This window comes from Streptomyces sp. NPDC086777 (genome assembly GCF_040702065.1).
In the GTDB taxonomy this organism is placed as follows: domain Bacteria; phylum Actinomycetota; class Actinomycetes; order Streptomycetales; family Streptomycetaceae; genus Streptomyces.
The window spans coordinates 1-21537 of sequence record NZ_JBFBJI010000020.1; the positions used below are offsets into that span (position 1 = coordinate 1).

A 21537-nucleotide genomic window follows, 5' to 3' on the forward strand; every position below is an offset into this window, starting at 1 on the left:
CCGCCGGAGAAGAGGATCACCGGCCGTTCGAACTCGCCCGCGACCTCGCGGAAGATGTGGACCGCCTCGGACTCCAGCGCGTCCAGGTGCGACAGGGCGTACGGGGTGCCCGTGCCCTCCCCGTGTGCCGCCACGGTCGTCGTCATGCCAGTCCCTTCCCGCTCAGCAGGGCGTACACGGACGCCGCGGACTCCTGCACGCTCTGGTGCTGCGACTCGATCCGCAGATCGGGCGTCTCGGGCTCCTCGTACGGGTCGTCGACACCGGTGAGCCCGGTCAGCTCGCCCGCGGCCTGCTTGGCGTACAGACCCTTCACGTCGCGAACGGAACACACCTCGACCGGGGTCGCCACGTGCACCTCGACGTACGCGGTGCCGTTCTCGTCGTGGCGCTTGCGCACCGCCTCGCGGCTGTCCGCGTAGGGGGCGATCACCGGGACGAGCGCCTTGACGCCGTTGCGGGCCAGCAGTTCGGCGACGAAGCCGATGCGCTGCACGTTGGTGTGCCGGTCCTCGCGGCTGAAGCCGAGCCCCGCCGAGATGAACTCGCGGATCTCGTCGCCGTCGAGTACCTCGACGAGGTGGCCCTCCTCGCGCAGCCGGCCGGCCAGCTCGTACGCGATGGTGGTCTTGCCGGCGCTCGGCAGACCCGTGAGCCAGACGGTGGCTCCGGTCGTCACGGCGTTCTCCTGGTTCGTCGATTGGGGCGTCTGGTGGGTCGTCTGGTGGGGCGTCGTCCGGTGGGCCGCCTGCGGCGCCGAAGGTCCGGTGGTCGTCATCCGTGCAGTCCGCACTCGGTCTTGGCCCGCCCGGCCCAGCGGCCGGCGCGCGCGTCCTCGCCCTCCAGGACCCGGCGGGTGCAGGGGGCACAACCGACGGAGGTGTAGCCGTCCATCAGCAGGGGGTTGGTCAGCACGCCGTGTTCGGCGACGTAGGCGTCCACGTCGTCCTGGGTCCAGCGGGCGATCGGGGAGATCTTGACCTTCTGCCGCTTCTCGTCCCAGCCGACGACCGGGGTGTTCGCCCGGGTCTCCGACTCGTCGCGGCGCAGCCCGGTCGCCCAGGCCGCGTACTCCTCCAGGCCTCGCTCCAGAGGCAGCACCTTGCGCAGCCGGCAGCACAGGTCGGGGTCGCGGTCGTGCAGCTTCGGGCCGTACTCGGCGTCCTGCTCGGCGACCGTCTGGCGCGGGGTGAGGGTGATGACGTTGACGTCCATCACCGCCTCGACCGCGTCGCGGGTGCCGATGGTCTCCGGGAAGTGGTAGCCGGTGTCGAGGAAGACGACGTCCACGCCCTTCTGCACGCGGGACGCCAGGTGGGCCACCACCGCGTCCTCCATGGAGGAGGTCACACAGAAGCTCTTGCCGAAGGTGTCGACCGCCCACCGGAGGATCTCCAGGGCGGAGGCGTCTTCGAGGTCACGGCCGGCCTGCTCGGCCAGCGCCTTCAACTCCTCGGTCGTTCGCTCTTCCTGAGCGGTGGTCATATCTGTTCCCCTCCAGCTTCGGAGTGCTTCAGTCCCCGGGCGAGCAGCCCGAGGAACTTCAGCTGGAATGCGCGGTTGCAGGCCGCGCATTCCCAGGCGCCGTGGCCCTGCTCGCTGGGACGCAGGTCCTCGTCGCCGCAGTAGGGGCAGTAGAAGGGGGCCGCACGCTCGCTCATGACAGGGCCTCCTCACTGGCGCGGGCGGCCCAGGCGGCGAACCGCTCGCCGTCCGCCCGCTCCGCCTGGAAACGCCTGAGCACCCGCTCGACGTAGTCCGGCAGCTCCTCCGAGGTCACCTTGAGACCGCGGACCTTGCGGCCGAACCCGGCCTCCAGGCCGAGCGCACCGCCCAGGTGCACCTGGAAGCCCTCGACCTGCTCGCCCGCGTCGTTCAGGACCAGCTGGCCCTTGAGACCGATGTCCGCGACCTGGATACGGGCGCAGGCGTTCGGGCAGCCGTTGATGTTGATGGTGAGCGGCTCGTCGAACTCGGGCAGGCGGCGCTCCAGCTCGTCGATCAGGGTGGAGCCGCGCTGCTTGGTCTCGACGATCGCGAGCTTGCAGTACTCGATGCCGGTGCACGCCATGGTGCCGCGCCGGAACGTGGACGGCCGGGCGGTCAGGTCCAGCGCCTCCAGGGCCTCGACCAGCGACTCGACCTGGTCCTCGGTGACATCGAGGACGATCATCTTCTGCTCGACGGTGGTCCGCACCCGGCCCGAGCCGTGCGCCTCGGCGAGATCCGCGATCTTCGCCAGGGTGGCGCCGTCCACCCGGCCGACCCGCGGGGCGAACCCGACGTAGAAGTTGCCGTCCTGCTGCCGGTGCACACCGACGTGGTCCCGCCAGCGCGACAGGGGCTCGGCGGGCGCGGGGCCGTCGACGAGCTTCCGCTCCAGGTACTCGTCCTCCAGGATCTGGCGGAACTTCTCCGCGCCCCAGTCGGCCACCAGGAACTTCAGCCGGGCGCGGGTGCGCAGCCGCCGGTAGCCGTAGTCCCGGAAGATGCCGATGACACCCGCCCAGACGTCCGGGACCTCCTCCAGCGGCACCCAGGCGCCGAGCCGGACGCCGATCTTCGGGTTGGTGGACAGGCCGCCGCCGACCCACAGGTCGAAGCCGGGGCCGTGCTCGGGGTGCCGCACGCCGACGAACGCGATGTCGTTGATCTCGTGCACCACGTCCAGCAGCGGCGAGCCGGAGATCGCGGACTTGAACTTGCGCGGCAGGTTGGAGAACTCCTTGCTGCCGATGTACCGCTTGTTGATCTCGTCGATCGCCCAGCTGCCGTCGATGATCTCGTCCTCGGCGATGCCGGCCACCGGCGAGCCGATGACGACGCGCGGGGTGTCGCCGCAGGCCTCGGTGGTGGACAGGCCGACGGCCTCCAGGCGCTGCCAGATCTCCGGCACGTCCTCGATGCGGATCCAGTGCAGCTGGATGTTCTGCCGGTCGGTGACGTCCGCGCTGCCCCGGGCGAACTCCTGCGAGATCTCGCCGATCACCCGCAGCTGCCGGGTGGTGAGCCGGCCGCCGTCGATCCGCACCCGCAGCATGAAGTACTTGTCGTCCAGCTCCTCCGGCTCCAGGATGGCGGTCTTGCCGCCGTCGATGCCGGGCTTGCGCTGCGTGTACAGGCCCCACCAGCGCATCCGTCCGCGCAGGTCGTTGGGGTCGATCGAGTCGAAGCCGCGCTTGGAGTAGATCGTCTCAATGCGTGTCCGCACATTGAGACCGTCGTCGTCCTTCTTGAACTGTTCGTTGCCGTTGAGCGGGGTGAAGTGCCCCATGGCCCACTGACCCTCGCCACGGTGACGGCTCACCTTGCGGCGGGGCGCGGAGGCGGGGTTCTGCGGGGTGGCGGCCATGGCGATATACGTCCTTCAGACGGCGACGGGAGGGGCCGGCGCGAAGCGCCGTCGTTGAGGGGTGGCGGTCGGGTGGCGGGTGAGAGGCTCTGACCAGGGCCTGCGGGCGCGCGGGGGCATGTCTGCGCGGCACTGCGCAAGGAGGGGTCTGGACAGGGAGGCGCGGCGGTGCTGTGCTCTCAGCCCGCCGGACAGATGGCGCTGGACATGCGGCCGAGGTCGACGTGCCGCCGACTCACCAAGGCAATTCCAGTTCCAGACATGACGGAAGCGTGTCACGCGGATCTCCGGCCAGTCCACCATTGTCCGCGATTCGGACCCATCTATTCTGAATGGTGAGACAGGGTGGTGTGGGTCACGCCCCGTTCCGCGCGGCCGTGTACGCCCCGGGCCAGGGTCCGGGCGTCGGGACCTCCGGTTCCTCCTCGACCTTCGTGTCGAAGAGCCGGAACCCCCGCCGCTGGTAGTTCGCCATCGCGTGCTCGCCGTCCAGGCTGCAGGTGTGCAGCCACACCCGCTTGGTCGGCGGCAGCCCGTCCCACCGCTCCGCCAGGTCCCAGGCCCGCGCGGCGCCGTACGAGAGCAGGTGGCCGCCGATGCGGCGGCCCCGGAAGGCCGGCACCAGGCCGAAGTAGACGATCTCCACCACACCGTCGTCCTGCGGTTCGAGTTCGACGTAGCCCGCCGGGGTGCCCCGGTCGTATGCGACCCAGGTCTCCACGCCCGGCCGCGCCAGGTGCTGCTGCCAGCGGGCGTGGCTCCAGCCCAGCCGGTCGGTCCAGCGGATGTCACCGCCGACCGAGGCGTACAGGAAGCGGCTGAACTCGGGGGAGGGGACCTCGGCGTGGACGATCCGCACCGCGTCGCCGTCGGGGGCGGCGGCGGGCAGGAGGTCGGCCGGGGAGGTCTGCTCCAGGGACCAGGTGGTCACGACGATGCTGCTCATGGGGGCCAGGCAATCATCCCGGCCCCGGACGTGTCGACGTCTGTTATCCGAGTGACGCGTCGATCGAGCGCAGCGGGACCGAGAACAGCATGCGGTCCGTGACCGACCACACCTCGCCCGTGTCGGGTGCGTAGGAGAGCGAACCGGTGCCCTCGGCCCAGCAGCGGTGCGAGGCGTCCGAGCCGCAGCGGGCTCCGTCCGCGCCGCTGATGTCCTGCCGCCACAGGCTGCCGTGCCCGTCCATGGCGCCGGGCAGGTGCCCGACGTACCACTCGGAGCCGGTCGCGCCCGGCGGCCGGTACGACAGGACGCCCCGGATCTCCGAGGCCCCGGTCCGGTACGCCTCGACCGCGTCCACCCGGCCGGAGGCGTTCGTGGCGAGCAGTCCGGCACGCTGCGGGTTCTCGTCGAACGCGTACCGCCACAGCCGGGCGTGCGAGTCGCCGCCGGCGGACGTCCACTCGCCGAGGACCAGGCTGTCCGGGGCCGTCCCCCGGTCCACGGAGAGCGCGCTCGGACAGGGCGCCCCGGTCCGGGAGCAGGCCCCGGCGGTGAACCGGTACGAGCCCACGGCGGGCATCACGTACCGGAAGCCGTCGGCCGACCACCCGCCGGACACCCGGCCGACCGCGTCGGTCAGCACCGAGGTGCGCTGGATGCGGTTCAGGTCGTAGACGTAGAGCGCGTCGGCGCTGCCCTGGACGGTGGTGACCAGGAGCCTGTCCCCGTACCAGGCCATGCCGGAGATCTGTGAGGTCAGCCCCCGGTAGTCGCCGCCGCCGGCGGTGGGCACGGTCAGCAGGACCCACGAGTAGGAGGGGTGGGCGGCGTCGTTCGCGTCGATCACCGCGACCCTGGCCAGGCCCCGGGAGGCGGCGGGGCCGGTGGAGGTGCTGTGCGTCCAGCCGGCCAGCACGACCCGGTTGGCGCCCCACAGACCGTCGTCGTCGGCCTCCGAGGAGGTGGTCACCGAGGCGGGCCGCCAGTCGTCGGTGAGGGTGTCGGTGGGGTCCCAGCAGTACGCCTCGGTGGCGGCCGGGGTGACCGGCAGCGAGTCCCGGTCGTCGGAGTCGCAGTCGGCCGCCCGGCGCAGCGTGTGGTCGGAGGCGGCCAGCACGTCGGCGACCCCCACCGTGCCGCCCATCGCCGAGGCGAGCCGGTCCAGCGAGCGGCGCGGTACGAGGTGCTCCCGGAGCTGCAGGCGTGCGGTGTCGGCGGCGGACGTCAGCGGCTTCAGCGCGCCGGGGTCCTCGGCGACCGTGGCCTGCGAGGCGCTGACGATCGTGGCCGTCGCGGTGAGCGCCAGCGCGGTGCCGGCCAGGGCAGCGCGCAGGGCCGCACCCCGTCTGCGCCGCCGGTGTCTGCCGCGATGCTTCATGTCTCCTCCCGAGACGGGCCAACTGCGCCTGGAGGTCAAAGCGTTGACCATGGAGCAGGTGGGGAGCCCGTAGTGGGATGCTACGGCAGCCGGGGCCGCCGTACCTCGAAGACCCGGCAATTATGCGGAACATACCTGCCCGACTGCCCCGGATGCGTGGAATACGGCCGTGTCACATGCGTCCCGGTGCCCGGGACGCCGTCACCGCCGGGGCGGTCGAGTACGGCAGCAGGTCGCGCGGGTCGTCGGGGAGCAGCACCTCGACCTCCGCGTCCTCCCGGAACCGGTACGGCCGGTGTTCGAGGAGTGCCCCGAGGTACCGCCGGATCCTGGACATCTCCGCGCGTACGGTCACGGTCCGGGAGGCGTCCCCGAAGACGTCCTCGGCCAGCCCGGCCGCGCTGCGCCCGCCCCGCCGTACCGCCAGCAGGTACAGCAACTCGGCATGTCTGGGACTGAGTTGACGGGACCACGAGCCGGTACCGCCGCCGATCGTCACCGTGGGCCGACGGGGCCGGGCCAGGTCGAGCACGAGCCGCCCGCCGCCCGCCGGCGCCGGCTCGTCCACCGCCCGCAGCAGCCAGCCGCCGGCCAGCGGCTCCACCGCGCACAGCCCGAGCGCGGGCAGCCACCGGCGGCCCGGCGACAGCGACTTGGGCAGCCCTATCCGCTGCGGAGAGGGCATGCCGGTGACCGCCGCGGTCCAGCCTTCGGCGTCCACCACCACGGCCCGTCCGCCCAGCCGGGCCAGCGCCGGCGCCGCCACCGCCCGCAGCCGCTCCAGCGATTCCAGGTGCAGCTCCCGCAACCGGGCCTCGGCGAGCTTCGCCACCGCGTTCACCCAGGCCAGGGTCGCCGGATGCATCGTCTCCAGCGCGCCGCTGACGTCCACCACCCCGAGCAGGCTGCCGTCCCGGGGGTCGGTGATGGGGGCGCCGGAGCACGTCCAGGAGACGTGCGCGCGGACGAAGTGCTCGGCGGCGAACACCTGCACGGGCCTGCGCACCACCGCGGGGGTGCCGATCCCGTTGGTCCCGACGACGTCTTCGCGCCAGTCGGCGCCGAGTTCGAGGCCCAGCCCGTCCGCCTTGCGCAGCACCGGCGAGGATCCCTCCCGCCACAGCACCCGGCCGTCGGCGTCCGCCACCACCATGATGTGCTGGGCCACGTCCGCGACCGAAAGCAGCCCTTCACGCAGCACCGGCAGCACGTCCTTGAGCGGTGACTCCTCACGTCGGCGTCGGACTTCGTCGGCGGACAGCAGGCCCGCGCGGAAGCCGTGGTCGGGATCGACACCGCTGCGCAGCATCCGCCCCCAGGACTGCTCGATCACCGGCCGGGGCGAGACACGCCCACGCTGTCCGGCGAGTCTGGCCTCCCGCACCTCGCTCAGTACCCGCGCCGCCTGCGCCGCGTCCTTCGCGGCGAGTCGCGCCACGTCCATCGGCGGGTTCCCCACTGAGGTCCTCCCGGATACGCCTCGGAAGAGGCATCGATGAGTCGCTGTCAAGCGGTCCGGGCGGCGGTTTCCGGTCCGACTGCGCGTCTCATACTGCCGTTTTCCGATGCCGGAGGCACACAGTCCCCGCACAGTCACCGAGATGTTGCAACCCCTTGCAACCCTGGTGGACCGGCCGGGGGTGGCCGAAACTTGAGCCGACGCCGTGGCGTCAGTGGCCTGACATGGGCCGAAGAGGCGGGGGTGGTGCCGTGTCGGCGCAGCACCACCTCCGCCGCCCGGTCGGGCCGTTCGCGGCAGTTGGCGCGTCTCCAGGGGTGTCGGCGGCTGACGGTGGTGGAGGGTTGCTCGCGCAGTTCCTCCCCCAGCCTTCGGCCGGCGGACCGTCGGCGCCCTTTTCAGGTAGGGGTGAGCGCCCTTGCTCGATCCACCACGGCGGCCAGGTCCAGGCCGCCTGGCAGCGTGCCGAAAGTCGAACCCCAGTCGTTGCCCAGGCGGGACGCGCAGAAGGCGTCCGCGATCTCCGGTGGTGCGAAGCGGACCAGCAGCGAACCCTGGAGCACCGTGGCCAGGCGTTCCACGAGGCGTCTGGCCCGGGCCTCCATGCCCTCCAGGTCGGCGAGTTCGGAGAAGAGATCCTTGACGGCGCGGTCCAGGCGGTGGTCGGCGCCGTGGGCTCGGCCGATCTCCTGGAGATAGGCGTCCAGGGCGCCCGGTTCGCGTTGCAGGGCGCGGAGCGCGTCCAAGGCCTGGATGTTGCCGGCCCCCTCCCAGACGGAGTTGAGCGGGGACTCGCGGACCAGCCGGGGCAGCCCCGACTCCTCCACGTAACCGTTGCCGCCCAGGCACTCGGCGGCCTCCACGACGAGCGGCGCGCAGCGCTTGGTCACCCAGTACTTGGCGGCCGGCAGGGCCAGCCGCAGCAGGGCCCGTTCGGACTCGCTCCCGTCGTCGTAGGCGGCGGCCAGCCGCAGCGCGAGCGTGGTCGCGGCCTCCGACTCGACCGCGAGGTCGGCCAGGACGCCCCGCATCAGCGGCTGTTCGGCGAGCACCGTGCCGAAGGCCTCCCGGTGCGTGGCGTGGTGCACGGCCTGCGCGACCGCCTGCCGCATGAGTCCCGCCGAGCCGAGCACGCAGTCCAGCCGGGTCGCGGCGACCATCTCGATGATGGTCCGCACCCCGCGCCCCTCCTCACCCACCCGCCGTGCCCAGGTCCCGTCGAACTCGACCTCGGCGGACGCGTTCGACCGGTTGCCGAGCTTGTCCTTGAGCCGCTGGAGGAGGAAGGCGTTGCGGGTGCCGTCGGCCAGGACGCGCGGCACGAGGAAGCAGGTGAGGCCGTCCGGCGCCTGGGCGAGCACCAGGAAGCCGTCCGACATGGGTGCCGAGCAGAACCACTTGTGCCCGGTCAGGGTGTACGTGCCGGCCTCGGCCAGCGGGGCGGCGGTGGTCGTGTTGGCCCGGACGTCGCTGCCGCCCTGCTTCTCGGTCATGCCCATGCCGAACAGGGCGCCGGCCTTCCGTGCGGCCGGCCGCAGCTCACGTTCGTAGACGGTCGAGGTCAGCAGCGGCTCCCAGGCCGCGGCCTGCTCAGGGTCGGCGCGCAGCGCGGGCACCGCCGCGTTGGTCATCGACAGCGGGCAGCAGTTGCCGGCCTCCACCTGGGTCCAGACCAGGAAGGCGGCGGCGCGCCGCACGTGCCCGGACGGCCGCGTCCAGCCGGTGGTCAGGCCCGCGCCGACGCCCTTGCCCAGCAGCCGGTGCCAGGCGGGATGGAACTCGACCTCGTCGATCCGGTGGCCGTAGCGGTCGTGGGTGCGCAGCCGCGGCGGGTGCTCGTTCGCCTGGACCCCCCACTCCTGCACCTGCGCCGAGCCGGCCGAGACGCCGAGCCCCGACAGCTCGGTGCGCACCTCGTCGAGCAGTTCCGGGGCGGTGTGCCGCTCGACGGCCTCGACCAGGGCCCGGTCGGCACCGAACAGGTCGTACCCGACCAGCGGAGGCGGCTGGTTGGTCACGGTGTGCGTGGTGTTGCCTGCCATGTCTGCGAACCTACCCCGGAAGGCGGCGATCGCATCCAGCCTGGCACAACGGCCCCGGTCACCGCGCCTGCCCCGGCCGGAGCCCCGTGAGGTGAGGACGGCCCCGGACGGCGGATACCGTTAGGGCGTGCAGCCAGCAAGCGATACTCCCGAGCGGCCCTCCGGCCGGCTCCACCGGGCCAGAGCCCTCTACCGGAACGTCTCCAAGCGCAGGACGGCCTGGCTGCTGCTCAAGGACACCGTCAATTCCTGCATGGAGTACCGCATCCTCGGCCTCGCCGCCGAGGCCGCCTTCTTCACCCTGCTGTCCGTCCCGCCGCTGCTGCTCAGCCTCATCGGACTGCTCGGCTACGTCGACGCCTGGACCGGCGCCGACACCATCGCCAGCCTGGAGAGCAACCTGCTGGAGGCCTCCCGCACGGTCCTGTCCGACAAGGGCGTCAAGGAGATCGCCGAGCCGATCCTGCACGACGTGATGAGGGGCGGCCGCCCCGACGTCATCTCCATCGGCTTCCTGTTCGCCCTGTGGTCGGGCTCCCGCGCGGTGAACGTCTTCATCGACACGATCACCGTGATGTACGGCCTCGACGGCGTCCGGGGCATCGTGAAGACCCGGATCGTGTCCTTCCTCCTCTTCATCGCCGCGTTGCTGATCGGCTCGGTCGCGCTTCCGCTGATGGTGGCCGGGCCGGACGCGGTGGTCGGGATCGTGCCCTGGTCGGAGACGCTCGTCCAGGTCCTGTACTGGCCGGTCGTGATCGTCCTGTCCATCGTCTTCCTGACCACGCTGTACCACGTCTCCGTGCCGGTGCGCTCCCCGTGGATCGAGGACGTGCCCGGCGCCCTGGTCGCCCTGGCCATGTGGGTGCTCGGCAGCTTCCTGCTGCGCATCTACCTGACCAACACCATCGAGGGCGCGACGATCTACGGCTCCCTCGCCGCGTCCGTCGCCGTGCTGCTGTGGATCGGCGTCTCGGCCTTCGCTGTGCTGGTCGGCGCCGCCGTGAACGCCGCGATCGACCGGGTCTGGCCGGCCGCCGCGACGGCGGCGGCGCGCGCCGCCAACGAGCGGCTGCGGGAGGCCCAGGTCGCCGAGTACGTGGCCCGCGCGACCGCGGCGGCCCGGGAGGCGGGGCCGGACGACCCCGACGACCCGGACATGCCGTCGGAGTTCCCGGAGCGGTGGTCCCGGTTCCTGCCGCCGGAGGACGTCACGGCGCGGTTGCGGGCGCATGTGAAGAGCAGCCATCCGCCGCCGCGGAAGCCGGAGGCCTGAGGGGCCGACCCGGGTTCGACGCGTGGGGTCGCGTTGCCGGCGGGGTGCGGGCGCGTCGTGGCTGCTCGCGCAGTTCCTCCCCCAGCCTTCGGCCGGGGGGACCCCAGCGCCCCTGACGGCGCGTCTACGCTGGCGTGTGTGTACAAGGAGCGGGTGTCGCGGCTGGCAGGGGCGGTCGTCTGGGCGAACACCCCCGTCGGGGACGGGCGCGTGCTGCCGGACGGCTGTATGGATCTGCTCTGGCACGAGGGGCGGCTGCTGGTCGCCGGGCCCGATACGCGTGCCTACGTCACAGAGGGCGCCCAGGGGGCGTGGGTGGGCCTTCGTTTCTATCCCGGTACCGCGCCGGCCCTCCTCGGCGTGCCGGCCTACGCGCTGCTCGATCAGCGGGTCGAGCTGAGCGACCTCTGGCCGGCCGCCGACGTGCGGCGGCTGCGGGACCGGACGGGGAGGGCGGGGGACCCCGCCGTCGCGCTGGAGGAGATCGCCCTGGAACGAGCCCTGCCGTACGACCCCTCCCTGCGGCGGCTCGTCGAAGCCCTGGACGCCGGACGGCCCGTGGCGGCCGTTGCCGACGAACTCGGACTCGGGGCACGCCAGTTGCATCGGCGTAGCCGGGCCGCCTTCGGCTACGGGCCCAAGACGCTGGCCCGGGTGCTGCGGATGCAGCGGGCGCTCGCCCTCGCCCGGGCCGGGGTTCCGCTCGCGGAGACCGCGGTTCGGGCGGGGTACGCGGACCAGCCTCATCTCTCCCGGGACGTGCGGGAACTGGCGGGGCTGCCGTTGGGCGGGCTACTCGGCGGGTAGCGGGGCGAACAGGTCGACGCCGTTGCCGTCGGGGTCGTGAACGGTGGCGTACCGCTGGCCCCAGAACGCGTCCCAGGGCTTGAGCTCGCCGTGGTACCCGGCGCCGACCAGGTCGTCGTAGAGGGCGTCGACCCCGGCGGGCGAGTCGCAGCGGAAGGCGAGACCCACCCGGCCGCCGCCGGTGGGCGGGCGCCATGCCGGGTGGAAGGAGCGGATCGTCTCCTCGGTGTCCAGGGCCAGGGTGAGACCGCCGGGCAACTCGGCCTCGACGTGCGGCTGTTCCTCGGCTCCGGGCGGGAACTCCAGGCCGAGGCGGCGGTAGAAGGCGAGGGCGCCGGCCAGGTCGGAGGTGACGAGACCGAGCACCGCGAATCGTGGAGTCATGCCGTCACCGTAGGCGGCGGCCGGCCGCCGGTCTTGAAGGAATCGGACACGCGGTTCGGCGGAAGGCCACCGGGCCGTGCGGGCTGCCGACGGTGCAGGAGCGACAGCGGACCCCCGCCTGCCGCCGTGACCGCCGCGGCCGGGCCGGGTGGGCCGATCGCCCACGTGTCCGGGCCGGGTGGGGGCCGATCGCCCAGGTGGCCGCGGTCCGGACGCGAGGAAAACCGGTCCCCTGTGGAACGCCTGTGCGGCACGATGGACGCATGATCCGTGCCGTGCGCGTCCTGCCGCCCCTGCTCCTTGCCGCCGCCCTGCTCACCGGCTGCGGCACCGAGAAGGCGGGCCCCGGCGCCTCCGGGGACTCGGGCGCCCCCGCCGACCCGGCCGAACTGGCCTCCAAGGCAGCGGCGTTGGGGATGGCCCCGGACATGGTCTACGTCACCGACGCGCCGGGCTTCACCCTGGCCCAGCAGTCCGTCGGCGTCCAGGGCGACGACGGCTTCTCCGCCTCGTACGCGGACCGGACCGGCGCCGTCATCCACCTGTACACCGACCACCTGCGCTACGCCGGGCAGCACGAGTACGAGGTGTCGGAGAAGGACTGCGTGGTGTGGCTGGAGGGCGAGGGCGGGGTCTCCGGCGCAGTGCTGGGCAAGGCGCTGCGCGCCGTCCACCGGCCCACCGCCGCCGAGCTCGACACCCTGCTGCCCACCCCCGACCCGGCCTTCACCGACGACCAGCCGGTGCAGCGCGGCGACCTGCCGAGCGACGGCGGGGCGCCCGACAACAGCGTGCCCACACCGGGTCTTTGAGCCGGCCCCGGGCATGGGCGACGATGCGGGCATGGCCCCGCGACTGCTCGTCCACACCCGCACCACCGGCTACCGCCACGACTCCGTCCCCGACGCCCTCGCCGCCATGCGGGAGTTCACCGGTGCCGACGTCGACGCCACCGAGGACCCGGCCGCCCTCGAACGGCCCCTGGACGGGTACGCGGCCGTCGTCTTCCTCTCCACCAGCGGCGAGATCCTGACCCCGGCGGGGCGGACGCGGCTCGCCGCCTACGTCGAGGCCGGCGGCGGCTTCGCGGGCGTACACGCGGCGGCCTGCACCGAGTACGACTGGCCGTACTACGGCGAACTCCTCGGCGCCCGCTTCGACCGCCACCCGGAGTACCAGCCCGGCCGGGCGCTCGTCGAGGACCACGACCACCCGGCGACCCGGCACCTGCCCGCCGTCTGGGACTTCACCGACGAGTGGTACGACTTCCGCGACAACCCGCGCGGCCGGGTCCGGGTCCTGCTGCGCGCCGACGAGACGTCGTACGACGGCGGCGCGATGGGGGACGACCATCCGCTCGCCTGGTGCCGCGAGCAGGGGGCCGGACGGGTGTTCTACACCGCCCTCGGTCACGCCCCTGACGCCTACCGGGATTCCGGCTTCCTGGCCCACCTGTACGGGGGTGTCGCCTGGGCCGCACGGCTGGTCCAGTGACGTTTCTCCGGTGAACCGGATCCGCCATCGGGGTGAGTAAAGGTCGCGCACGGAGATAGTCACGTGCGTACCTAGAGATGCTCTTGTCTTGGCAAAGGGCTGCAGAGACGCGGAGGCCGGTCGTGCCGCCGCGCCACCCACAGGAGGAGCCGGACCTTGACTTACGGGAAGAAGCTGCGCGAGCAGATCGCCGGGCCGGGGACCACCCCGCTGATCGGCGTGTACGACATGTACTCGGCGTCGATCGCGGCCAAACACTACGACGGGATGTTCGTATCGGGCTTCGGCTTCGCCGCCTCGTACTACGGCCTGCCGGACATCGGGTTCATCGCCTGGCCCGACATGGTGGCCTTCGTCCAGCGGCTGCGGGGCGCGTTCCCGCACCACCACCTCCTCGTCGACATCGACGACGGCTACGTCGACCCCGAGGTGGCCTGCCACGTCGTGGAGGGGCTGGAGCGGATCGGCGCCTCCGGGGTGATCCTGGAGGACCAGAAGCGGCCGCGCCGCTGCGGGCACGCCGACGGCAAGCAGGTGCTGCCGCTGGAGGAGTACCTGGACAAACTGGAGCAGGTCCTGGAGACCCGGCAGGACCTGGTCGTCGTGGCCCGTACGGACGCCACCGACGAGCACGACATCCTGCACCGCGCGGAGCGGCTCGCCGCCACCGACGCCGACGTGATCCTCGTCGACGGGGTGCGAAGCGAGGAGTGGATCCGCCGGATCCGCAAGGTCGTCGGCGACAAGCCGCTGCTCTTCAACCAGATCGCCGGTGGCAAGTCGCCCCGCCTCTCGCTCACCGAGCTGGACGAACTCGGTGTCGACGTCGCGATCTACTCCACGCCCTGCCTGTTCGCGGCGCACGAGGCGATGGACACGGCGCTGAGCGAGCTGAAGTCCGCCGACGGCCGGCTGCCGTCGGTCGACGCGGCCGGTGGCGTGGGCGTCAAGGCGTCCACCACCCTGCTGGAGCGCAACATCGCCCGTGAGCGGCTCGACGAGCCCGAGGGCGTGGGCGTGTGACGAACCCGGGGGCGCGGCTGCGTGCGGCCGCGGTGGTCGCCGCAGCCGTGCTGGGCGGGGCCGCGGCACCGGCCTGTGCGGGCGGGAGCCTGATCACCGTGCTCGACAACTCCCACGCGGACTCCATCCTGGAGGTGGACCGCACGGCCAACATCCAGGCCGGGAGAGGGACGGCGGGCAGCGACCACGACGGCAGCGCCGTGGACGCGATCCAGGCCTTGATGGGGGAGCCGCGCCAGAACGACGACGAGTGACGAACCGGCGGGTGGGGAACTGCGGGACCGTTGTGGCTGGTCGCGCAGTTCCTCCCCCGGCCTTCGGCCGGGGTACCCCGAGCGCCCCTTTGGGGCGCCCGCCCGGCGCCTCAGTCCTCGGTCAGGTCCGGCCGGCCGTTCTCGTCCAGTTCCACGTCCTCCTTCGGGTCGTGCTCGTCGGTCGGGGTGGCGGCCACCGTGGCGTGGTGCTGAGCCGGGGCGACCGTCAGGGTCGTGGCCCGGGCGGTGCCCAGGGCCGTGGTCACGGCGGCTGCGGCCAGAACACAGGCCGCAGCGGTGCGCAGGGTGAGTTTCATGGACTGGAAACGATCTTGATCAGGGTGCGGTCACCGTCGTACGGCCGAACGGGCCGCCGGCGCCGCCGTACTCGCCCGCTCCACCAGCCTGGTCGACAGCTCGGTCCGGGTGCCCTCCGGGCGGTCCCCCTGCATCATCCGCACGAGCAGCCGCAGCGCCGTCGCCGCCATCTCCGCGAGCGGCTGGCGGACCGTGGTCAGCGCCGGGGCGCCCCAGCGGGCCTCGGGCAGGTCGTCGAAGCCGACCACACTGATGTCGTCCGGCACCCGCAGCCCGCGCTCGGCCAGCGCCGCGTACACCCCGAGCGCCATCCGGTCCGCGCACACGAACACGGCGGTCGGCGGCTCCGGCAGGTCCAGCAGTTCGTGCATACGGTGCCGGGCCGTGTCCTCGTCGTGGCCCGCGTGCCGGACGTACTCGCCGCGAGGGCGCAGTCCCGCGGCGGCGAGCGCCGACCGGTAGCCGGACACCCGGGCGCCGCTGCACATCCGGCGCCGGTGGCCGGCGATCACCGCGATCCGCTCGTGGCCGAGTCTGAGCAGGTGCTCGGTCGCGGTGACCCCGCCCTGCCAGTTCGCCGCCCCGACGGAGACCACGCCCGCCGGCGGTTCGTGGCCCGGGTCGATCAGCACGTACGGGATCCGGTGGTGCTCCAGCCAGGCGTACTGCGCCTCGGTCAGCTCGGCCAGGTTGAACAACACCCCGGAGGAACCGCGCGCGGTGAGTTTGTCCAGCCAGCCGCGCTCCGGACGGCCGTCCCGTGTGCGGGCCGGCCCCGCCGACACGATGACCTCCAGGCCCGCCTCGTACGCCGCCTCCTCCACCCCGTGCAGCACCGCGCCCGACCACGAGTTGTCCAGCGCCTGTACGACCAGGTCGATCAGGGTGGGGGCCTTCGTCGCGTCGAACCGCGGTCTGCGGACGTAGCCGAGCCGTTCGAGGGCCTCGGTGACCCGGCGGCGGGTCTCGGGTGCCACGTCGTCGCGGCCGTTCACCACCTTCGACGCGGTCGGCACGGAGACGCCCGCCTCGCGGGCCACCACCGCCAGCGTCGGACCGGCCGCCGCCACGCTCGTACCTCCGCTACGGACCATGGGGAACCCGCCTCTCCGGCCCGCCCTTGGGCCGACGAAAGTAACGAAAGTTGCGACCAACGCTGCTTCCGTGGTCTGCGCGCCAGCCGTGCAGTAAGCGCTTCCTACGATAGGTGGGCGCCAACACGGCGTGAAGACCTGGGAATTCGCGGGATCTTCGCAGGCGGGACTTTCGAAACTTCGAACAGGGCAGCCGGGGCCTCCGGTCGTGCGGGTGACCCGGAAATCGGTGAAGTCCGCGGTGAAGGACGCGTCGACGAGGTCGACCGCGTGGATGGCGGCCATCGCCCGGGTGAAGCGGAGGCGGGTGCCGTGGTCGTCGGAGAGGCGGGCGAAGTCGAGGGCCGGCCCGACGGGGTGGCGGGGTCCGTCGGCCGCGTACCAGAAGCGGGCGTCGGGCCTTCTGCTTCGGCACCCTGATGTACGCCGAGTAGCCGCGTGTGTCCGCCCGACCGCCGTGTGCGCCGGAATACTGGACGACGCTGTGGTGCTCTTTTCTTACCGGCGTTTCTGGTGCACGCGGCGGGAGGAGCTGGTGGGGCGGATGACGGCAGAGCCGACGGACCAGCAGGACCCCGTGGCCGACACCCCGTACGGGGCGGTGCGCGGCAGGTGGGAACACGGGGTCGCGGTGTTCCGCGGCATCCCGTACGCCGCCCCGCCCTTCGGCAGGCACCGGTTCCGTCCGCCCGTGCCGCCCGAGCCCTGGGACGGCGTCCGGGATGCGGGCACCTTCGGGCCGACGGCGCCCAAACCGCCGTACTCGCCGGCGTTCGCGCGGTACCTGTCCGACCCGGTGATCCCCGGCGACGACTGCCTCAACCTCAACGTGTGGACCCCGGAGCCGGGCCCCGGCGCCCGGCTCCCGGTCCTGGTCTGGCTGCACGGCGGCGCCCTGACCAGGGGATCGTCGGCCGTACCGGTGTACGACGGGCATGCGTTCGCCCGGGACGGGGTGGTTCTCGTCTCGGTGAACTACCGGCTGGGCGTGGAGGGCTACGGCCTGTTCCCCGACACCCCGCCCAACCCAGGGCTGCGCGACCAGCTCGCCGCTCTGCGCTGGGTCCACGACGCCGTCGCGGCCTTCGGCGGCGATCCGTCCCGGATCACCCTCTGCGGCCAGTCGGCCGGCGCCATCAGCACCGGCGCCCTGCTCGCCGCGCCCCAGGCCCAGGGCCTGATCCGGCGGGCCGTCCTGCAGAGCGGCCCGCCCGAGGCCGCGGACCGGGACAAGGTACGGCGCATGGTCCGCCGGATGGCCAGCCGCCTCCGGATCCCCGCCACCGCCCAGGCCTTCGCCGAGGTCGACCGCGAGCTGCTGCTGCGCACCCAGGCCGAGGTGGGCCGGCTCAGCAGCCCCGTCCTCGGCGGCCCCGCCTTCGGCATCGTCGTCGACGGAGACCTCGTCCCCCGCGACCCCCTCCAGGCCCTCCTCGACGGCGAGGCGGCGCGGGGCGTCGACCTCCTGATGGGCTGGACCCGCGACGAGTACCGGCTCTGGCTGGTACCCGGCGGCCTCGTCGACCACGTCGAGCGGCTCGGCCCGGTCGCCTTCGCCGGCGCCATGGCCCGCTGCCACGCAGGGCACGAGGTGCCGCGCGGCTACCGCACCCTGCATCCCGAGGCCGGCCCCGCCGAGACCGTCGGCCAGATGGTCACCGACCACCTGCTCCGCCTCCCGCTGCACCGGCTGGCCGAGGCCCGCCCCGGCACCTCCTACCTCTACGAGTTCGCCTGGCCCTCCAACCGGCCCGGCCTCGGCGCCTGCCACGCCCTGGAGCTGGGGTTCGTCTTCGACACCGGGGAGGACCCCGACTCGGCCCGGCTGGCCGGCGAGGGCGCCCCGCAGGAGCTCGCCGACGCGATGCACGGCGCCTGGGTCCGGTTCGCCGTCACCGGCGACCCCGGCTGGCAGCCCTGGGACGAGACCCACCCGGTCCGCGTCCTCGGCGACGGCGCGCCCCGCACCGTGTCCGGCCCCCGGGACGCGGAGTTCGCCCTCTGGAGCCCCGGCGCACCCGCGCCGCACCCCGAGCGGACCGCGGAACTCGCCCTGGCGGTGCGCCGGCTGCGCCGCTCGGTCGCCGCCGTACGCCGCCACTGAGTCCCGCCCCCGAGAGGGGCGCTGGGGGTACCCCCGGCCGAAGGCTGGGGGAGGAACTGCGCGACCAGCCCAGAACGACCTGCAGCCGCGAACCGGCAGAACCTCTACGGCGAACAGGCGGCCTCAAACCACCCCCGCGATCCCGGCGATCGCCTCCGGCCCCACCCGACAGCACCCTCCGATCAACCGGGCCCCCGCCGCCCGCCACCCCGCCACCTGCTCGGTGTCGAACAACGACCGCCCCGTCCACGCCCGCGCGTCCGCGTCCCACACCTCCCCGCTGTTGGGATAGACGACCACCGGCTTCCCGGTCACCCGCGCCGCCACCTCCACCGCACGGTCCACGTCCTCCGGCGCACAGCAGTTCACCCCCACCGCGATCACCTCGTCCACCTCCGCCGCCAGGGCGAACGCCGCCTCCAGCGGCTGCCCCGCCCGGGTGAGGCCACCGGCCACGCTGTACGACAGCCAGGCCGGCACCCCCAGCCCGCGCACCGCCCGCAGCAACGCCGCCGCCTCGTCCGCGTCCGGCACGGTCTCCAGCGCCAGCACGTCCGGTCCGGCCCCGGCCAGCACCTCAAGCCGCGGCCGGTGGAACCGCTCCAGCTCGTCGACCCCCAGCCCGTAACGCCCCCGGTACTCGGAGCCGTCGGCCAGCATCGCCCCGTACGGCCCGACCGACGCGGCCACCCACAACGGCCGTACGATCCCCTCCGCCCGCGCCCGCCGGGCCGCGTCGTGCCCCAGCTCCACGCTCAGCGCGAGCAGCCGGGCGGCCTCCTCGTGCGGGATGCCGCGCTTGCCGAAGCCCTCGAACGTGGCCTGGTAACTGGCGGTGATCGCGACGTCGGCGCCCGCCCGGAAGTACGCGAGGTGGGCGTCGCGGACCGCGTCGGGCCGGTCGGCCAGCAGCCGCGCCGACCACAGCTCGTCGCTCAGGTCGTGCCCGGCGGACGCCAGCTGGTTGGACATGCCGCCGTCGAGCACGACCGTCCCGGCGGCGAGGGCGTCGGCGAGGCTGGGGGAGTTGTCGCTGGTCATGTCCCCGACGCTAGTCGACCGGGCGCGGCGACCGCCATGACGGCCGCCGCCCGACGGCACCACGGCACCGCCACCGCGTCCTCCGCTACGCTCGCCCCCGTGACCGTCACCATCGTCCGCGCCTGCCTGCGCGACGGCCGCGGGGGCAGCCCCACCGCGGTCCTGGACGACACACCGCTCACCGACGACGAGCGCCGCGGGATACCGGCCCGTGCCGGTACGTCCCACGCCGTGTTCCTCTCGGCGGACCGGGACGGTGGCGGGGCCGAGCTGCGCTTCTTCACCGCCGAGGGCGAACTCCCCGGCTGCGGCCACGGCACGATCGCGGCGCTGGCCCTCCTCGCCGCACGCGCCGGCACCCACGCGGTCACCCTGCGGACCCGGGGCGGCATCCTCGAAGGCCGGGCGGTCCGGCACGACGGCGACGGCGGCCTGGAGGCCTGGTTCGCACCGGGCCCGGTCCACCTGCGCGCCCCCGAGCCCGGCGAACACGACGACGTACTGGCCGCCCTGGGCGTCGCCGGGCGCGCGCCCGGCTGTGTCGTCGCCACCCTGGGGCGGCCCCGGCTCCTGGTCCCGCTGCCCACGCCGTCCGCGGTCGCCTCGCTCGCCCCGGACCTCGACCGCCTCCGCACCGCCTGCGACCGGCTGGCCCTGCTCGGCTGCTACCTCTACTCGGCCCCGTCCCCCGAAGGCCGGGTGTCGGCCCGCATGTTCGCCCCGTCGATCGGTGTCCCGGAGGACGTCGCCAACGCCAACAGCACGGCCTGCCTGGCCGCCCACCTCGCCCGCGGGGGCCTGCGCAGCGTCACCGCGGACATGGGTGACCCGCTCGGCGCCCCGGCGACCGTCAGGGCCGCCGCACGCCACGAACCGGACGGCCCGGAGGTCCTCGTGGGCGGCACGGCGCAGATCACCCGCCCCCCGGGCCCGCGCTAGCCGGTCAGACGGCGTCGCGCCGGGACCGGGCTGCCGTGGACAACAGAGAACCGAGCGGCGGCCGGAGCGTCGAGAAATCGCTTTCCCCCTTGTCTTGTCAGATCCGTTGACCTTCTCGTAACGCGCCCGTACCTTTTCGCCGATCTCAGAATCCCCCAGAAGCCACCAGGAACAATCAAGGAGCGTGTGTGAGATGAGACGTGCGTACGCGATCCTGCTGTCCCTCTGTCTGGCGGTGATCGGTGCTCTGGCCGCCGCGGGACCGGCCGCGGCCGCCGCCCGGACCGTCACGAACGGCACGCAGTTCACCGACACCTCGGGGAACGTCGTCCACGCCCACGGCGGCGGGGTCATCAAGGTCGGCAGCTCCTACTACTGGTTCGGCGAGGACCGCAACTCCGACAACACCTTCAGGTCGGTGGACGCCTACCGCTCCACCGACCTGAAGACCTGGGAGTTCCGAGGCCACGTCCTCACCCAGTCCTCCGCCTCCGAACTCGGCACGGCCTACATCGAGCGCCCGAAGGTCATCTACAACGCGTCCACCGGCAAGTTCGTGATGTGGATGCACAAGGAGAACGGCGTCGACTACAGCCAGGCCCGCGCCGCCGTCGCCGTCTCCGACACCGTCGACGGCGCCTACGCCTACCTGGGCAGCTTCCAGCCGCTCGGCCAGTACATGTCCCGCGACCTGACCACCTTCGTCGACACCGACGGCACCGCCTACATGGTCTCGGCCGCCAACGAGAACGCCGACCTGCACATCTACAGGCTCACCGCCGACTACACCGGCATCGACAGCCTGGTCGCCAACCCCTGGGCCGGCGCCAGCCGGGAGGCCCCGGCCCTCTTCAAGCGGGGCGGCGTCTACTTCATGCTGACCTCGGCCGCCACCGGCTGGAGCCCCAACCAGCAGAAGTACGCCACCGCCACCTCGCTCGCGGGCCCGTGGACCTCCTGGACCAACGTCGGCGACTCCACGGCGTACGGCTCCCAGACTGCGTACGTCCTGCCGGTCAGCGGCACGTCGGGCACCTCGTACCTCTACATGGGCGACCGCTGGGGCAACTCCTTCGGCGGCACGGTCAACGACTCCCGGTACGTCTGGCTGCCGTTGACCTTCCCCACCGACACCTCGATGTCGATGTCCTGGTACCCGGAGGTCTCCGTCGACACGGCCACCGGCACGGTCACCGGCACCAGCGCCACCTACAACACGCTGGTCGCCCGGCACAGCGGCAAGTGCGCCGACGTCCCCAACCAGTCCCTCTGGGAGGCCGTCGCGATCAGCCAGTACACCTGCAACGGCGGCACCAACCAGAAGTGGTGGTTCAAGGACCTGGGCACCGGCTACTACGAACTGATGGGCCGCGGCAGCTCGCTCTGCCTCCAGGAGAACTCCACCGACGTCACCCAGGAGGACTGCACCGGCACCACCGCCCAGCAGTGGTCCGTCGTCACCTCCGGGTCGTACGTGAACATCAAGGCCCGCACCTCCGGCGAGTGCCTGGACGTCAGCGGTGCGTCCACCGCCAACTCGGCCGCCGTCATCACGTACACCTGCAACGGCGGCACGAACCAGCAGTGGACACGGGGAACCTGACGCCGGGCGCCCTGCCGGTGCCG

Annotated in this window: 21 protein-coding genes and 2 pseudogenes; 9 read left to right on the forward strand and 14 right to left on the reverse strand. The window is 72.9% G+C overall.

What is annotated here, in order from left to right; genetic code table 11:
• The 10 genes and pseudogenes from AB0472_RS26265 to AB0472_RS26310 all read right to left on the reverse strand — a co-directional run.
• Nucleotides 1-146: pseudogene (locus AB0472_RS26265) on the reverse strand (sulfate adenylyltransferase small subunit); the annotation flags it as partial.
• Nucleotides 143-688 (reverse strand): annotated as a pseudogene (gene cysC / locus AB0472_RS26270) (adenylyl-sulfate kinase); the annotation flags it as partial. The pseudogenes cysC and AB0472_RS26265, both read right to left, overlap by 4 nt.
• An 86-nt stretch (nucleotides 689-774) precedes the next feature.
• Entirely contained in the window at nucleotides 775-1485 is a 711-nt protein-coding gene (locus tag AB0472_RS26275) for a phosphoadenylyl-sulfate reductase (RefSeq protein ID WP_366359574.1), read from the reverse strand.
• On the reverse strand, nucleotides 1482-1661 hold the full coding sequence (locus AB0472_RS26280; protein ID WP_351328653.1) for a hypothetical protein: 180 nt from the start codon (nucleotides 1659-1661) through the stop codon (nucleotides 1482-1484). Before AB0472_RS26280 ends, AB0472_RS26275 begins: the two co-directional genes overlap by 4 nt.
• Nucleotides 1658-3352: a nitrite/sulfite reductase gene (locus tag AB0472_RS26285; RefSeq protein ID WP_366359576.1), complete on the reverse strand. Its 1695-nt coding sequence runs from the start codon at nucleotides 3350-3352 to the stop codon at nucleotides 1658-1660. The genes AB0472_RS26280 and AB0472_RS26285 overlap by 4 nt, the downstream gene beginning before the upstream one ends.
• Before the next feature lie 179 nt (nucleotides 3353-3531).
• Entirely contained in the window at nucleotides 3532-3615 is an 84-nt protein-coding gene (locus AB0472_RS26290; protein WP_309500612.1) for a putative leader peptide, read from the reverse strand.
• 92 nt (nucleotides 3616-3707) lie between these two features.
• The gene (locus AB0472_RS26295; protein ID WP_366359577.1) at nucleotides 3708-4298 is read right to left on the reverse strand and encodes a GNAT family N-acetyltransferase; all 591 of its coding nucleotides are present in this window, start codon (nucleotides 4296-4298) and stop codon (nucleotides 3708-3710) included.
• A gap of 43 nt (nucleotides 4299-4341) precedes the next feature.
• Nucleotides 4342-5676 carry a hypothetical protein gene (locus AB0472_RS26300; RefSeq protein WP_366359579.1) on the reverse strand — a complete coding sequence of 445 codons (1335 nt, stop codon included), beginning with the start codon at nucleotides 5674-5676 and terminating at the stop codon, nucleotides 4342-4344.
• Between the two features lie 172 nt (nucleotides 5677-5848).
• The gene (locus AB0472_RS26305; protein ID WP_366359580.1) at nucleotides 5849-7120 is read right to left on the reverse strand and encodes a GAF domain-containing protein; all 1272 of its coding nucleotides are present in this window, start codon (nucleotides 7118-7120) and stop codon (nucleotides 5849-5851) included.
• 413 nt (nucleotides 7121-7533) lie between these two features.
• The gene (locus AB0472_RS26310; RefSeq protein ID WP_366359582.1) at nucleotides 7534-9177 is read right to left on the reverse strand and encodes an acyl-CoA dehydrogenase family protein; all 1644 of its coding nucleotides are present in this window, start codon (nucleotides 9175-9177) and stop codon (nucleotides 7534-7536) included.
• A 127-nt stretch (nucleotides 9178-9304) separates the two neighbouring features.
• On the opposite strand from AB0472_RS26310, the gene AB0472_RS26315 reads away from it, so the two are divergent.
• Both AB0472_RS26315 and AB0472_RS26320 read left to right on the forward strand, forming a co-directional pair.
• Complete coding sequence (locus AB0472_RS26315; RefSeq protein WP_366359584.1) at nucleotides 9305-10453, forward strand: YihY/virulence factor BrkB family protein; 1149 nt, start codon at nucleotides 9305-9307, stop codon at nucleotides 10451-10453.
• Between the two features lie 138 nt (nucleotides 10454-10591).
• Entirely contained in the window at nucleotides 10592-11260 is a 669-nt protein-coding gene (locus AB0472_RS26320) for a helix-turn-helix transcriptional regulator (RefSeq protein WP_366359586.1), read from the forward strand.
• Here the strand turns inward: AB0472_RS26320 and AB0472_RS26325 are convergent.
• On the reverse strand, nucleotides 11246-11644 hold the full coding sequence (locus tag AB0472_RS26325) for a VOC family protein (protein WP_366359588.1): 399 nt from the start codon (nucleotides 11642-11644) through the stop codon (nucleotides 11246-11248). The genes AB0472_RS26320 and AB0472_RS26325 overlap by 15 nt on opposite strands.
• A 263-nt stretch (nucleotides 11645-11907) precedes the next feature.
• Here AB0472_RS26325 and AB0472_RS26330 point away from each other — a divergent pair, with 263 nt between their 5' ends.
• The 4 genes from AB0472_RS26330 (at nucleotide 11908) to AB0472_RS26345 (ending at nucleotide 14415) form a co-directional block, all read left to right on the forward strand.
• The gene (locus AB0472_RS26330; RefSeq protein ID WP_366359590.1) at nucleotides 11908-12456 is read left to right on the forward strand and encodes a membrane lipoprotein; all 549 of its coding nucleotides are present in this window, start codon (nucleotides 11908-11910) and stop codon (nucleotides 12454-12456) included.
• Between the two features lie 31 nt (nucleotides 12457-12487).
• The gene (locus AB0472_RS26335) at nucleotides 12488-13138 is read left to right on the forward strand and encodes a ThuA domain-containing protein (RefSeq protein WP_366359592.1); all 651 of its coding nucleotides are present in this window, start codon (nucleotides 12488-12490) and stop codon (nucleotides 13136-13138) included.
• 156 nt (nucleotides 13139-13294) lie between these two features.
• Complete coding sequence (locus AB0472_RS26340) at nucleotides 13295-14161, forward strand: isocitrate lyase/PEP mutase family protein (protein ID WP_366359594.1); 867 nt, start codon at nucleotides 13295-13297, stop codon at nucleotides 14159-14161.
• Complete coding sequence (locus AB0472_RS26345; protein WP_366359596.1) at nucleotides 14158-14415, forward strand: hypothetical protein; 258 nt, start codon at nucleotides 14158-14160, stop codon at nucleotides 14413-14415. The genes AB0472_RS26340 and AB0472_RS26345 overlap by 4 nt, the downstream gene beginning before the upstream one ends.
• Nucleotides 14416-14525: 110 nt before the next feature.
• Here the strand turns inward: AB0472_RS26345 and AB0472_RS26350 are convergent, their stop codons facing one another.
• Together AB0472_RS26350 and AB0472_RS26355 are read right to left on the reverse strand one after the other, a co-directional pair.
• A complete protein-coding gene (locus tag AB0472_RS26350) occupies nucleotides 14526-14732 on the reverse strand; it encodes a hypothetical protein (protein WP_366359598.1) in 207 nt (68 codons plus the stop codon).
• A gap of 30 nt (nucleotides 14733-14762) precedes the next feature.
• A complete protein-coding gene (locus AB0472_RS26355; protein WP_366359600.1) occupies nucleotides 14763-15827 on the reverse strand; it encodes a substrate-binding domain-containing protein in 1065 nt (354 codons plus the stop codon).
• 544 nt (nucleotides 15828-16371) lie between these two features.
• Here AB0472_RS26355 and AB0472_RS26360 point away from each other — a divergent pair.
• Nucleotides 16372-17931 carry a carboxylesterase family protein gene (locus AB0472_RS26360; protein ID WP_366359602.1) on the forward strand — a complete coding sequence of 520 codons (1560 nt, stop codon included), beginning with the start codon at nucleotides 16372-16374 and terminating at the stop codon, nucleotides 17929-17931.
• Nucleotides 17932-18054: 123 nt separating this feature from the next.
• Here the strand turns inward: AB0472_RS26360 and mmuM are convergent, their stop codons facing one another.
• On the reverse strand, nucleotides 18055-18972 hold the full coding sequence (gene mmuM / locus AB0472_RS26365) for a homocysteine S-methyltransferase (protein WP_366359604.1): 918 nt from the start codon (nucleotides 18970-18972) through the stop codon (nucleotides 18055-18057).
• Nucleotides 18973-19071: 99 nt separating this feature from the next.
• On the opposite strand from mmuM, the gene AB0472_RS26370 reads away from it, so the two are divergent.
• Together AB0472_RS26370 and AB0472_RS26375 are read left to right on the forward strand one after the other, a co-directional pair.
• Nucleotides 19072-19911 (forward strand): PhzF family phenazine biosynthesis protein, encoded by an 840-nt coding sequence (locus tag AB0472_RS26370; RefSeq protein WP_366359606.1) that lies wholly within the window; start codon nucleotides 19072-19074, stop codon nucleotides 19909-19911.
• 193 nt (nucleotides 19912-20104) lie between these two features.
• Nucleotides 20105-21514, forward strand: a complete 1410-nt coding sequence (locus tag AB0472_RS26375) for an RICIN domain-containing protein (protein ID WP_366359607.1) — start codon at nucleotides 20105-20107, stop codon at nucleotides 21512-21514.
• Nucleotides 21515-21537 lie beyond the last annotated feature (23 nt).